The following is a 12,542-nucleotide window of genomic DNA, read 5'->3' as shown; positions in this document are numbered from 1 at the left end:
CTCATCGCTTATTTGCGCAACAGGCGCAAACCGTTGAACACCACCAACAGGCTCACGCCCATGTCGGCGAACACCGCCATCCACATGGTGGCGATCCCGGCGAAGGTTACCCCAAGAAAGATCGCTTTGATGACCAATGCCAAGGCGATGTTCTGTTTGAGGATGTTTGAGGTTTGCCGTGACAGCCGGATGAAGGTCGGGATCTTGCGCAGATCGTCGTCCATCAGGGCGACATCGGCGGTTTCGATGGCGGTATCGGTGCCCGCCGCCGCCATGGCAAAACCGATCTCGGCCCGCGCCAGCGCCGGAGCGTCGTTGATGCCGTCGCCGACCATGCCGACGTTATGGCCCTGTGCATAAAGGGCTTCGATGGCTTGCAGCTTGTCGGTCGGCAGCAGATCGCCCTTGGCCTCGTCGATGCCGACTTGCGCGGCAATCGCCTGAGCGGTGTGGACGTTATCGCCGGTCAGCATCAGGGTTTTGATGCCCAGGTCGTGCAGTTGCTGGATTGCTTCGCGGCTGGACTCTTTCACGGTGTCGGCCACTGCGAACAGCGCCAATGGGCCGGATTTGTCGAGCAGCAGCACCACGGACTTGCCCTGTTTCTCCAACGCGAACAGCTTTTCTTCCAGTTCGGGCGAGCACAGGTTCAGGTCTTCCACCAAACGGTGATTACCCAAGTGGTAAACCTGACCATTGATTTCGCCGCGTACACCACGACCGGCCAGCGCCTCGAAGTTATCCACAATCAGCGGTGCGAGTTGTTTATCCACAGCCGCGTTGGCGATGGCCAAGGACACCGGGTGATCCGAACGACCGGCCAACGCCGCCGCAATCGCCAGAGTTGATGCGTCAGCGGTTGGATCAAGCGACAGGTAATCGGTCTGCACCGGTTTGCCGTGCGTGATCGTGCCGGTCTTGTCTAGCGCCAGGTAATCGAGCTTGTAACCGCCCTCCAGATAGACGCCGCCCTTCACCAGAATGCCTTTGCGCGCCGCCGCCGCGAGGCCGCTGACGATGGTCACTGGCGTAGAAATCACCAGCGCACATGGGCACGCAACCACCAGCAACACCAACGCCCGGTAGATCCAGTCGAACCATACGGCGCCCATGAACAGTGGCGGAATCACAGCAACGGCGAGCGCCAGAATGAACACCGCCGGGGTGTAGATTTTCGAGAAGCTGTCGACGAAACGCTGGGTCGGTGCCCGTGCGCCCTGGGCTTGTTCCACGGCGTGGATGATTCGCGCCAGGGTCGAGTTGTTGGCCGCTGCGGTTACCGAGTACTCCAGGGAACCGGCCTGGTTGATGGTGCCGGCGAAGACTTTATCGCCGAGGGTCTTCTCCACCGGCAGGCTTTCACCGGTGATCGGCGCCTGATCGATGGTCGAACTGCCCGCCACCACTTCACCGTCCAGACCAATCCGCTCACCGGGACGCACCCGCACTCGCGCACCCAACTCAATGGATTTGACAGGCTGCAAGACCCAACTGCCGTCGGCCTGCTGCACCGTGGCCTGTTCCGGGGTCATCTGCATCAAGCCGCCAATGGCATTGCGCGCCCGGTCGAGGGATTTGGCTTCGATCAACTCGGCCACGGTGAACAGGAACATCACCATCGCCGCTTCCGGCCACTGACCGATCAGGATCGCGCCAGTCACCGCGATGCTCATCAGCGCGTTGATGTTCAGGTTGAGGTTTTTAAGTGCGATCCAGCCCTTTTTATAGGTGCCGAGGCCGCCGCTGAGGATCGAGATCAACGCAATGACCGCCACCACCCAGTTCGGCGCAGCGTTGGTGAAGTGGATCACTTCGGCGGTCAATGCACCAACACCCGACAGCGCCAAGGGCCACCAGGGCTTTTTCTCGGGGGCCGGCGCTGGCGGCTCGACGCCCTGCTCCAGCGGCTCGGCCTGCATGCCGAGAGATTTGATCGCGTCGATGATCGGTGCAGTGCTCGGCAAGTCATGGGTGACGCCCAGCACGCGGTTGATCAGGTTGAATTCCAGTTGCTGCACGCCCACGAGCTTGCCGAGTTTGTTCTCGATCAGCGTCTGCTCGGTCGGACAGTCCATGGCGTCGATGCGGAAAATGCTCAGTCGCGCGCCAGCAGTCGGCGTTTCGCTGAATTTGATCAGCGACGGTGCCGCCACTTTGGACGAACAGCAGGAATCCCCGTGACCACCATGGTCATGCTTCTGCACAGGCTGCAGCTTGTGGCTGTGCTCGTGCTCATCCTCGGGTTTGTGCGTGTGAAGGGAATCGCTCATTGGGTCGCGTCCGGAAAGGTGCCTGTTGCCAAGTAAAGACCCTGTAGCCACTATAGGGTCAAGCACCCATTTGGAGATTGCCGTCATGAAAATCGGAGAACTGGCCAAACTCACCGACTGCGCCGTGGAAACCATCCGCTACTACGAGCGCGAAAACCTGCTGCCGGAGCCGGCCCGCAGCGACGGCAACTACCGCGTCTACACCCAGGCTCATGCTGAGCGCCTGACCTTCATCCGTAATTGCCGCACCCTCGACATGACCCTGGAAGAAATCCGCAGCCTGCTGGCCCTGCGCGACAGTCCGCAGGATCAATGTGAAAGCGTGAATGCGTTGATCGACGAACACATTCATCACGTCAAAGCGCGGATCGATGGGTTACTGGCGTTGCAGACACAACTGCTCGACCTGCGCCAACGTTGTGGCGAAGGGCCGGAGATTGATCAGTGCGGGATTTTGCAGCGGTTGGAGGTGAGTGGCGGGGTTGTGGCGACGGAGGTTGAGCATTCCCATGTTGGCCGTAGTCACGGCCACTAAGGCCACCATAAAACCTGTGGGAGCGGGCTTGCCCGCGATGACGGCGGCACATCCAACATTGATGTGACTGACAAACCGCTATCGCGGGCAAGCCCGCTCCCACAGGTTTAGTGGCAAGCCTTCAGACCGCCATTGGCGCGGTCATTGGGGCGTGGTGTTCATAACCCTCAAGCGAAAAATCGCTCGGCTCAATCAACTCCAGCCACTCCGGCTGATACACACCCGTCTTGGCAAACTCCGGCACACGATCACTAATCACCAGTTTCGGCATCGGGAACGGCTCGCGCTTGAGCTGTTCGTTCAGCATGTCCAAGTGGTTTTCGTAGACGTGGGCATCACCGATGAAATAGGTGAACCAGCGCGGCGTGTAACCGGTCAGGCGACCGATCAGGCTCAGCAGCGCGGCGCCTTCGGTGAGGTTGAACGGCGTGCCCAGGCCTAGGTCATTCGAACGGATGTAGAGGGTCAGGGAGATTTCCTTCGTCTCGACGTTCGGGTGGAACTGGTACAGCAGATGGCACGGCGGCAAAGCCATTTCATCGAGCTGGGCGACGTTCCAGCCGTGGAACAGGATGCGGCGGCTGCCCGGGTCTTTGATGATGGTGTCGACGCACTGGCGGATCTGGTCGATCGCCTTGTACAGCACCACGTAAGCCTGACCGTCTTCTTCGCCTTCGGCGATCTGGCGATAACCTTGACTCAGGGTCTGCTCGATGGCGGCCTGGTTGCTGACCGGGATCTGCTTGTACGCTGGCCATTTGCGCCATTGCACGCCGTAGATCTCGCCGAGGTCGTCTTCGCCCTGACGGAACGGGTTGGCCAGCCACTGGGCGTTTTCGTTGGCGTTCTGATCCCAGACTTTGCAGCCCAGTGCACGGAATTCGGCGGCGTTGTTCACTCCGCGCAGAAAACCACACATCTCGCCGATGGCCGATTTGAAGGCCATCTTGCGCGTGGTGATCGCCGGGAAACCTTCCTTCAGGTCATAACGCAGCATCGCGCCAGGGAAGCTGATGGTGTTCACGCCAGTGCGGTTGGCTTGCTTGGTGCCGTTCTTGATGACGTGGGCGACCAGTTCGAGATATTGCTTCATGAGTTACCTGTGTCCTTGAACCCGGGACCAAAGCCCCGGGGTTCGAATTTATACGGCCGCCGCTGGAGCCGCCGGTGCACGGTGATACGCCAGCCAGATCAGGTACAGACCGCCGACGATCATCGGTACGCACAGTACCTGACCCATGGTCAGCCAGTTCCAGGCCAGATAGCCCAGTTGCGCGTCCGGTACGCGGACGAATTCGACGATGAAACGGAAGATGCCATAGAACAGCGCGAACATCCCGGACACCGCCATGGTCGGCCGCGTCTTGCGCGAGAACAACCAGAGAATGGCGAACAGCGCGACGCCTTCGAGGGCGAACTGATACAGCTGCGACGGGTGACGCGCCAGTTGCGCGGGATCGGTCGGGAAGACCATCGCCCACGGCACATCGGTGGCCTTGCCCCACAACTCGGCGTTGATGAAGTTACCGATACGTCCGGCGCCCAGACCGATCGGTACCATCGGCGCGACGAAATCCATCAGCTGGAAGAACGACTTGCCGTTCTTTTTACCGAACCACAACGCGGCCAGCATCACGCCGATGAACCCGCCGTGGAACGACATGCCGCCCTTCCACACTTCAAAGATCAACAGCGGGTTGGCGAGGTAAGCGCTCAGATCGTAGAACAGCACATAGCCTAACCGGCCGCCGACAATGACCCCCATCGACATCCAGAACACCATGTCGGAGAGTTTCTCTTTACTCCAGGTGGGGTCGAAGCGGTTCAACCGACGCGACGCCAGCAGCCAGGCGCCGCCGATGCCGATCAGGTACATCAAGCCGTACCAGTGGATTTTCAGCGGACCGATGGCCAATGCCACCGGGTCGATCTGCGGGTAAGGCAGCATTGCGACTCCTCGTTAGAGTTGAAACTTTCAAAATTCCCGGGCGACGCTGTCACGCCAGGATTAAGTCAGGATTGCGCTGCGTCAGAGCAGGAAATTCAGGCCCACGCAGAACAGCAAAGCGGCGAACAGTCTTTTCAGCAACTTCGGCGACAGGCTGTGGGCCAGTCGTGCGCCGAGGCGAGCGAAGAACATGCTGGTCAGGGCGATCCCCAGCAGCGCCGGTAAATAAACAAAACCGAGACTATGGGCCGGCAGCAATGGATCGTGCCAGCCCAGAATCATGAAAAATAATGCACTGGACAAGGCAATCGGCAGACCGCAGGCGGATGAAGTCGCCACCGCTTGCTGCATCGGTACGCTGCGCCAGGTCAGGAACGGCACCGTCAGCGAGCCGCCACCAATCCCGAAAATCGCCGAGGCCCAGCCAATCACACTGCCGGCCACGGTCAGACCGACTTTACCCGGCACCGTTCGGCTGGCCTTGGGTTTGAAATCCAGCGCCAATTGCGCAGCGATGACCAGCGCGAAGACGCCAATGATTTTCTGCAAGTTGGGCCCGGAGATCGCTTCCGCCGTCAGCGCGCCGAAACCGGCGCCGATGAGAATGCCGAGGGTCATCCAGACAAAAATCGGCCAACGCACGGCACCGCGACGGTGATGTTCGCGGATCGCATTGACCGAGGTAAATATGATCGTCGCCAGGGACGTGCCGACCGCCAGGTGCGTGAGGATCGACGGATCGAACCCTTGCAGCTTGAAACTGTAAACCAGCACCGGAACGATAATGATCCCGCCGCCGACCCCGAACAGCCCGGCCAGCACACCTGCACAGGCGCCGAGCGCCAGATAGAGCAGAAATTCCATGCGCATCCCCAAATGAGAGCGGCATGGTAACGGATGCATGGCCTCAAGCTCCACTGGATGGCGATGGATACCCACTCGATGACTGAGTAGAGTGGGCAGAAAACACACAAGGACTGCCTTATGTGCCTGATTGTTTTCGCTTGGCGACCGGGTCATGCCCAGCCGCTGATCGTGGCGGCCAACCGCGACGAATTCTATGCCCGGCCCAGCCTGCCCCTGGCGCAATGGCCCGAAGCACCGCACGTGCATGCCGGTCGCGATCTGGAGGCCGGGGGCACCTGGCTCGGTGTTGGCGCCAATGGACGCTTCGCCGCACTGACCAATATCCGCGATCCGCATCAGCCTCCATCGCGCAAATCGCGAGGTGAACTGGTGGCAGGTTTTCTTTTAGGCAACATGTCGATTGATGATTACTTAAGCGACGTTGTCGGACGTTCGCTGGAATATGCCGGATTTAACCTGCTGGTCGGCAATACCAACGAGTTGTGGCACTTCAATGCCCGGGAGACTGAGGCAGTGATGCTGCCTCCGGGGGTTTATGGGTTGTCGAACGCCGGGCTGGATACGCCGTGGCCGAAACTGCTCAAGGCGCGGGCGGCGCTGGAGGAAGTGCTGGACGATCCGCAACCCCAGGCTTTATTGGCGTTGCTGAATGATCCGCAGACGGCGCCTTTTGCCGAATTGCCGGATACCGGGGTCGGGTTGGCCACCGAGACGTTGCTGTCGAGTGTGTTTATTGCCAGTCCGACTTATGGAACGCGAGCGAGTACGGCGTTGATTGTTCAGGCGGATGGGACGCGGTGGATGGTGGAGCGGAGTTTTGGGCCGTATGGCGGGCATTTGGGGGAGGTTGAGGTGCGGGTTTAACTATGCGGGGTGTCAGATGGAACCACCCCTCACCCTAACCCTCTCCCCAAGGGGGCGAGGGAACTGACCGAGGTGTTTTTTCGAGCTACATCGACCTGAGATATCGAGTCGAACTCAGGTTTTGAAAAGCTTGAATATCTGCTCCCTTTCCCCCTCTCCCCCTTGGGGCGGTCCGACGTTTCGGGAGGGTTGGGGTGAGGGGTCGATTTTAGAGTCGCCGCAGGCTTAGAGGGTCTTGGCCGAAGCCGGATTAATCATCCGCGCCAACCCAAGGTTCTTCAGCGCCAATTGCAGCGAGCTGTGGATAACTTGCGGGTTGTCGATGGTCATCAGCTCGGCGAGCAATTCCTTGGCCTTGCTCAGGTTGATCTGACGCAGCATCCACTTCACTTTCGGCAAGTTGGTGGCGTTCATCGACAGGCTGTCGAAGCCCATCGCCATCAACAGCACCGCCGCCGCCGGATCGCCAGCCATCTCACCGCAGATACTTACTGGCTTGCCTTCGGCATGGGCGTCCCGCACCACGCTCTGAAGGGCTTGCAGCACCGCAGGGTGCAGGTAGTCGTAGAGGTCGGCTACCCGCGGGTTGTTTCGATCCACGGCCAGCAGGTACTGGGTCAGGTCGTTGGAGCCGACCGACAGGAAGTCCACTTGCCGCGCCAGTTCCTTGGTCTGATAAACCGCTGCCGGAATTTCGATCATCACGCCGATCGGCGGCATAGGCACGTCGCAACCTTCGTCGCGGACTTCGCCCCAGGCCCGGTGAATCAGGTGCAGGGCTTCTTCCAGCTCGTGGGTGCCGGAGATCATCGGCAGCAGAATCCGCAGGTTGTTCAAGCCTTCGCTGGCCTTGAGCATGGCGCGGGTCTGGACCAGGAAAATTTCCGGGTGGTCGAGCGTAACGCGAATGCCGCGCCAGCCGAGGAACGGGTTGTCTTCCTTGATCGGGAAGTACGACAGCGATTTGTCGCCACCGATGTCCAGGCTGCGCATGGTCACTGGTTGCGGATGGAACGCGGCGAGTTGCTCGCGATAAATCGCCAGTTGCTCTTTTTCGCTCGGGAAGCGCTGGTTGATCATGAACGGCACTTCGGTGCGGTACAGACCGACGCCTTCAGCGCCACGCTTCTGCGCCCGCGCCACGTCCGCCAGCAGGCCGGTATTGACCCACAACGGCATCCGGTGACCATCGAGGGTCACGCACGGCAAATCCCGCAGTGCATCCAGCCCGAGGGCCAGTTGCTTCTCTTCCTCGACCACTTCGGCGAACTGCTTGCGCAGCACTTCGCTGGGGTTGGTGTAGACCTCGCCGTGGTAGCCGTCGACGATCATCTGGATGCCGTCGACCTTGGAATACGGCAAGTCGACCAGGCCCATCACCGTCGGGATACCCATGGCGCGCGCCAGGATCGCCACGTGGGAGTTGCCGGAACCGAGTACCGAGACCAGACCGACCAGCTTGCCTTCCGGTACCTCGCCGAGCATTGCCGGCGTCAATTCTTCGCTGATCAGGATGGTGTTGTCGGGGTAGACCAGGGTCTGCTGACGCTCTTCCTGCAGATAAGCCAGCAAGCGCCGGCCGAGGTCTTTGACGTCCGACGCGCGCTCACGCAGGTAGGCGTCGTCCATCAATTCAAAACGGTTGACGTGTTCAGTGACCACCTGACGCAACGCGCCCTGGGCCCACTGACCGGTCTTGATCACGGTGGTGATTTCGCTGCCCAGAGAGGCATCGTCGAGCATCATCAGGTAGACATCGAACAGCGCGCGCTCTTCCGGGCGCAACTGGTTCGCCAGCTTGGCGGACAAGGCGCGCATGTCGGCCCGCACGCCTTCGATGGCGGTCTTGAACAGCCCGAGTTCGGCGGCGATGTCGGTGATGGTCTTGTCCGGCACCACGTCCAGATCGGCCGGCGGCAGCATGACTACCGCGGTACCGACCGCCGCACCCGGCGAACCCGGTACGCCGATGAACTTGGCTTCCTGGATGCCCTTGCCCTGACGACCCAGCCCCCGGATCGAACCGGTGGCTTCGGCGTGGGCGATAACGCCGGCGAGCTGCGCGCTCATGGTCACGAGGAAGGCTTCTTCACCTTCGTCGAACTGGCGACGTTCTTTTTGCTGAATGACCAACACGCCGACGACGCGGCGGTGGTGAATGATCGGCGCCCCGAGGAATGAAGCGTAGCGCTCTTCACCGGTCTCGGCGAAGTAGCGGTAGCGCGGGTGATCCGCGGCGTTTTCGAGGTTCAGGGGTTCTTCACGCGTGCCGACCAGGCCAACCAGACCTTCGTTGGGTGCCATGCTGACTTTGCCGATCGAGCGCTTGTTCAAGCCCTCGGTGGCCATCAGCACGAAGCGGTTGGTTTCAGGGTCAAGCAGGTAGACCGAGCAGACCTGGCTGCCCATGGCCTCTTTGACGCGCAATACAATAATGCCCAACGCCGCCTTGAGATCCTTGGCGGAGTTAACTTCCTGGACGATCTTGCGCAGCGTATTGAGCATGGCTCGGGGTCGAACTCCGTCGTCAGTCGCGCGATAAAAGGCGCGGGGCAAGCTCTTTGAGAGCGCGTCGATACACCTCGCGCTTGAATGTCACCACCTGGCCCAACGGATACCAATAACTGACCCAGCGCCAGCCATCGAATTCCGGTTTACCGGTCAAATCCATCCGCACCCGTTGCTCGTTGGAGACCAGGCGCAGGAGAAACCATTTCTGTTTCTGGCCGATGCACAGCGGTTGGCTGTGCGTCCTGACCAGACGTTGCGGCAAACGATAGCGCAACCAGCCCCGGGTGCAGGCGAGAATTTCAACATCTTCGCGCTCAAGCCCCACTTCTTCGTTCAACTCGCGGTACAAGGCGTCTTCCGGCGTCTCCTGGGGGTTGATCCCGCCCTGTGGAAACTGCCAGGCATCTTGATTGATACGGCGAGCCCATAGCACCTGTCCGGCATCATTCGTGAGAATGATCCCGACATTGGGGCGGAAACCATCGGGGTCGATCACGGCAACAACCTCGCAAACGCATGTCGCCGCATTGTTCCACAAAGGTTGTGATAGCAGCAACGAGCCGGCCTACCTTATGTGCACTCTTGTGAAAAGTCCGTATTCTGGACGCCTTTCTACAGACTTTTCAGCGAGTAACTGCAATGCGGCTGGCTTTATTCGACTTGGACAACACGCTCTTGGGCGGTGACAGTGACCACGCCTGGGGCGATTACCTGTGCGAACGCGGCTTCCTCGACGCCGTTGCCTACAAGGCGCGCAACGATGAGTTCTATCAGGATTACCTGGCCGGCAAGCTGGATAACGACGCTTATCTAAACTTCTGCCTGGAAGTCCTCGGCCGCACCGAGATGGCCACACTGGATCAATGGCACCTGGATTACATGCGCGATTGCATTGAGCCGATTGTGTTGCCCAAGGGTCTCGAACTGCTGGCCAAGCACCGCGAGGCAGGTGACAAACTGGTGATCATCACCGCCACCAACCGTTTTGTTACCGGGCCGATTGCCCAGCGTCTGGGCGTCGAAACCCTGATCGCCACGGAATGTGAAATGGTTGATGGTCGCTACACCGGGCGCAGCACCGACGTGCCGTGCTTCCGTGAAGGCAAGGTGACGCGGTTGAATCGTTGGCTGGAAGAAACCGGGTATTCGCTGGAGGACAGCTATTTCTACAGCGACTCGATGAATGATTTGGCGCTGCTTGAGCAAGTGGCCAATCCGGTTGCGGTCGATCCTGATCCAAACCTGCGCGCTGAAGCCGAGAAGCGTGGCTGGCCGGTGATTAGTCTGCGCGACTAATACCGCCATCGCGAGCAGGCTCACTCCTACAGAAGAATGCGGTCCCCTGTAGGAGTGAGCCTGCTCGCGATGGGGTCAACCCGGTCTCAAGCCTTAAACAGGCTTGGCACCCATCAACCCGGCAATGGCGATAAAGCAGACAAAACTGAACAACGCCAAGGTAAAGGTAAATTTCCCATTGCCCGCTGCCGGTGCCTTACGCAGCCGATTCAGCCGCACCAGCAACCAGAACCAGCCCAACGCCGCGACGGTGTAAAGCACACTGGAAGCCAACAACCAGATCTGCCCCAGCGGCCAGCCCACCAGATGCACCATCCACCAGCCGGTAAACGGCATGCTCAGCAGCGCCAGCCCCATCACCAGCCAGATAAACACCCGTGGTCGCTGCAACGTCCGCGCGTGAGCCGTTGCGTCACCGCTACGGCGCGTACGCCAGACCCAGATCGCCAGACCCAGTGCGCTGACCAGCAGCAACACCGTCGCCACCATATGAGCGACTTTCAGGGCGGTTAACGTTTCCATTGTTCGATTTCCTTATGGCCTGGCCATCAGCGTAGCCGCTCAGCCGAGAAACAGCTGATAGGCCGGGTTGTCGCTTTCGTCCCAGTACGGGTAGCCGATTTCTTCCAGCGCTGCGGGCACCAGGTGGCGTTCATCGTGAGGCACTTGCAGGCCCGCGACCACACGACCATCCGCCGCGCCATGGTTGCGGTAGTGGAACATCGAGATGTTCCAGCGCCCACCGAGCTTGTTGAGGAAGTTGAACAGCGCACCCGGACGCTCCGGGAATTCGAAGCGCAGAATCACTTCATCAACCACATGAGCCGCACGGCCGCCGACCATGTGGCGGATGTGCAACTTGGCCAATTCGTTGTCGGTCAGGTCCAGCACCGGGAAACCCTGCTCGGTCAGACTGGCAAGCAGCGCACTGCGCGGATCGTTTTCCGGGTGCGTCTGCACGCCAACAAAGATGTGCGCCTCGCTGCCGGTGTTGTAGCGGTAGTTGAATTCGGTGATCTGGCGCTTGCCGATGGCTTCACAGAACGCCTTGAAGCTGCCCGGCTTCTCGGGAATCGTCACGGCGATAATCGCTTCTCGACCCTCGCCCAGCTCAGCGCGCTCGGCGACGTGGCGCAGGCGGTCGAAGTTGACGTTGGCGCCAGAATCGATGGCCACAAAGGTGTGACCGGTGACGCCGCGTTGCTCGACGTATTTCTTGATCCCGGCGACGCCCAATGCGCCAGCAGGTTCGGTGATCGAGCGGGTATCGTCGTAGATGTCCTTGATCGCCGCGCAGATTTCATCGGTGCTGACGGTGATCACTTCATCGACATAGTCTTTGCAGATATCAAAGGTGTGCTGACCGATCTGCGCCACTGCGACGCCGTCGGCGAAGAGGCCCACGGTCGGCAGGATCACGCGTTCGCCAGCGGCCATGGCGGCTTGCAGGCAGTTGGAGTCGTCCGGCTCGACGCCGATGATTTTGATTTCAGGTCGCAAGTACTTCACGTACGCCGCGATCCCGGCGATCAACCCGCCACCGCCCACCGGGACAAAAATCGCATCCAGACGGCCAGGGTGCTGACGCAGAATCTCCATCGCCACCGTGCCCTGCCCGGCAATGGTGTGGGGATCGTCGTAAGGGTGAATGTAGACGTAGCCTTTTTCGTCGACCAGTTTCAGCGAGTAGGCCAGGGCTTCCGGGAACGAATCCCCGTGCAGCACCACTTTGCCGCCACGCGAACGCACGCCTTCGACTTTAATTTCCGGGGTGGTCTTGGGCATCACGATGGTCGCTTTCACGCCCAACACTTTCGCCGCCAGGGCCAGGCCTTGCGCGTGGTTACCCGCCGAAGCGGTGACCACGCCGCGAGCGCGCTCTTCATCGGAAAGCTGCGTGAGCTTGTTGTAGGCGCCCCGAATCTTGAACGAGAACACCGGCTGCAAGTCTTCGCGCTTGAGCCAAATACTGTTGCCCAGCCGCTCGGAGAGCTGGCGGGCAGTCTGCAATGGGGTTTCTACGGCAACGTCATAAACGCGCGAGGTGAGGATCTTTTTGACGTACTGTTCGAGCATCGGAAAGCATCACTGAGCGGGTTGGGCAGGGCCAAGGAGTCTAACCCGGCTTTCGGGCGGGCGACCACACTAAACAGATGGTTTTAGACACCACAGAACCATTGTGGCGAGGGAGCTTGCTCCCGCTCGGCTGCGAAGCAGTCGTAAACCGGCGCGCGGAATTCTCCAGATTGGC

11 protein-coding genes are annotated in these 12,542 nt (G+C 60.2%); 3 read left to right on the top strand and 8 right to left on the bottom strand.

What is annotated here, in order from left to right:
* Window positions 1-8 precede the first annotated feature (8 nt).
* Window positions 9-2,270 carry a heavy metal translocating P-type ATPase gene (locus ABH912_RS22125; RefSeq protein ID WP_429511653.1) on the bottom strand — a complete coding sequence of 754 codons (2,262 nt, stop codon included), beginning with the start codon at window positions 2,268-2,270 and terminating at the stop codon, window positions 9-11.
* Between the two features lie 85 nt (window positions 2,271-2,355).
* On the opposite strand from ABH912_RS22125, the gene cadR reads away from it, so the two are divergent.
* Window positions 2,356-2,805, top strand: coding sequence for a Cd(II)/Pb(II)-responsive transcriptional regulator (cadR, locus tag ABH912_RS22120; protein ID WP_027926516.1), 450 nt, complete (start codon window positions 2,356-2,358; stop codon window positions 2,803-2,805).
* Window positions 2,806-2,926: 121 nt separating this feature from the next.
* Here cadR and ABH912_RS22115 read toward each other — a convergent pair whose 3' ends face one another.
* The 3 genes from ABH912_RS22115 to ABH912_RS22105 all read right to left on the bottom strand — a co-directional run bounded on the left by ABH912_RS22115 (window position 2,927) and on the right by ABH912_RS22105 (window position 5,617).
* A complete protein-coding gene (locus tag ABH912_RS22115) occupies window positions 2,927-3,898 on the bottom strand; it encodes a thymidylate synthase (RefSeq protein WP_033060541.1) in 972 nt (323 codons plus the stop codon).
* A gap of 48 nt (window positions 3,899-3,946) precedes the next feature.
* Window positions 3,947-4,753: a prolipoprotein diacylglyceryl transferase gene (gene lgt, locus ABH912_RS22110; RefSeq protein WP_429511652.1), complete on the bottom strand. Its 807-nt coding sequence runs from the start codon at window positions 4,751-4,753 to the stop codon at window positions 3,947-3,949.
* A gap of 81 nt (window positions 4,754-4,834) precedes the next feature.
* A complete protein-coding gene (locus ABH912_RS22105) occupies window positions 4,835-5,617 on the bottom strand; it encodes a sulfite exporter TauE/SafE family protein (protein WP_046053727.1) in 783 nt (260 codons plus the stop codon).
* 120 nt (window positions 5,618-5,737) lie between these two features.
* Here ABH912_RS22105 and ABH912_RS22100 point away from each other — a divergent pair, with 120 nt between their 5' ends.
* The gene (locus ABH912_RS22100) at window positions 5,738-6,484 is read left to right on the top strand and encodes an NRDE family protein (RefSeq protein WP_033060545.1); all 747 of its coding nucleotides are present in this window, start codon (window positions 5,738-5,740) and stop codon (window positions 6,482-6,484) included.
* A 225-nt stretch (window positions 6,485-6,709) separates the two neighbouring features.
* Here the strand turns inward: ABH912_RS22100 and ptsP are convergent, their stop codons facing one another.
* On the bottom strand, window positions 6,710-8,989 hold the full coding sequence (ptsP, locus tag ABH912_RS22095) for a phosphoenolpyruvate--protein phosphotransferase (RefSeq protein ID WP_033060547.1): 2,280 nt from the start codon (window positions 8,987-8,989) through the stop codon (window positions 6,710-6,712).
* 22 nt (window positions 8,990-9,011) lie between these two features.
* Window positions 9,012-9,491 (bottom strand): RNA pyrophosphohydrolase, encoded by a 480-nt coding sequence (locus ABH912_RS22090; RefSeq protein ID WP_008150514.1) that lies wholly within the window; start codon window positions 9,489-9,491, stop codon window positions 9,012-9,014.
* 143 nt (window positions 9,492-9,634) lie between these two features.
* Here ABH912_RS22090 and ABH912_RS22085 point away from each other — a divergent pair, with 143 nt between their 5' ends.
* Window positions 9,635-10,291 (top strand): HAD family hydrolase, encoded by a 657-nt coding sequence (locus ABH912_RS22085; RefSeq protein ID WP_429511651.1) that lies wholly within the window; start codon window positions 9,635-9,637, stop codon window positions 10,289-10,291.
* 93 nt (window positions 10,292-10,384) lie between these two features.
* On the opposite strand, the gene ABH912_RS22080 is transcribed toward ABH912_RS22085, so the two are convergent.
* Both ABH912_RS22080 and ilvA read right to left on the bottom strand, forming a co-directional pair.
* A complete protein-coding gene (locus ABH912_RS22080) occupies window positions 10,385-10,813 on the bottom strand; it encodes a DUF2269 domain-containing protein (protein WP_033060550.1) in 429 nt (142 codons plus the stop codon).
* Window positions 10,814-10,852: 39 nt separating this feature from the next.
* Complete coding sequence (gene ilvA, locus ABH912_RS22075; RefSeq protein ID WP_008150508.1) at window positions 10,853-12,367, bottom strand: threonine ammonia-lyase, biosynthetic; 1,515 nt, start codon at window positions 12,365-12,367, stop codon at window positions 10,853-10,855.
* Window positions 12,368-12,542: the final 175 nt, after the last annotated feature.

The organism is Pseudomonas sp. BT76 TE3572, from assembly GCF_050435365.1.
Classification (GTDB): Bacteria; Pseudomonadota; Gammaproteobacteria; order Pseudomonadales; family Pseudomonadaceae; genus Aquipseudomonas; species Aquipseudomonas fluorescens_W.
Note: the sequence above shows the minus strand (reverse complement) of the source record. Positions and strands in the feature narration are given on the sequence as shown.

Bases quoted from the DNA above. Each gene is read 5' to 3' on its own strand.
- ABH912_RS22105 (WP_046053727.1), bottom strand. From the start codon at position 5,617: ATGGAATTTCTGCTCTATCTGGCGCTCGGCGCCTGTGCAGGTGTGCTG.
- ABH912_RS22085 (WP_429511651.1), top strand. From the start codon at position 9,635: ATGCGGCTGGCTTTATTCGACTTGGACAACACGCTCTTGGGCGGTGAC.
- cadR (WP_027926516.1), top strand. From the start codon at position 2,356: ATGAAAATCGGAGAACTGGCCAAACTCACCGACTGCGCCGTGGAAACC.
- ABH912_RS22115 (WP_033060541.1), bottom strand. From the start codon at position 3,898: ATGAAGCAATATCTCGAACTGGTCGCCCACGTCATCAAGAACGGCACC.
- ABH912_RS22100 (WP_033060545.1), top strand. From the start codon at position 5,738: ATGTGCCTGATTGTTTTCGCTTGGCGACCGGGTCATGCCCAGCCGCTG.
- lgt (WP_429511652.1), bottom strand. From the start codon at position 4,753: ATGCTGCCTTACCCGCAGATCGACCCGGTGGCATTGGCCATCGGTCCG.
- ABH912_RS22080 (WP_033060550.1), bottom strand. From the start codon at position 10,813: ATGGAAACGTTAACCGCCCTGAAAGTCGCTCATATGGTGGCGACGGTG.
- ilvA (WP_008150508.1), bottom strand. From the start codon at position 12,367: ATGCTCGAACAGTACGTCAAAAAGATCCTCACCTCGCGCGTTTATGAC.
- ptsP (WP_033060547.1), bottom strand. From the start codon at position 8,989: ATGCTCAATACGCTGCGCAAGATCGTCCAGGAAGTTAACTCCGCCAAG.
- ABH912_RS22125 (WP_429511653.1), bottom strand. From the start codon at position 2,270: ATGAGCGATTCCCTTCACACGCACAAACCCGAGGATGAGCACGAGCAC.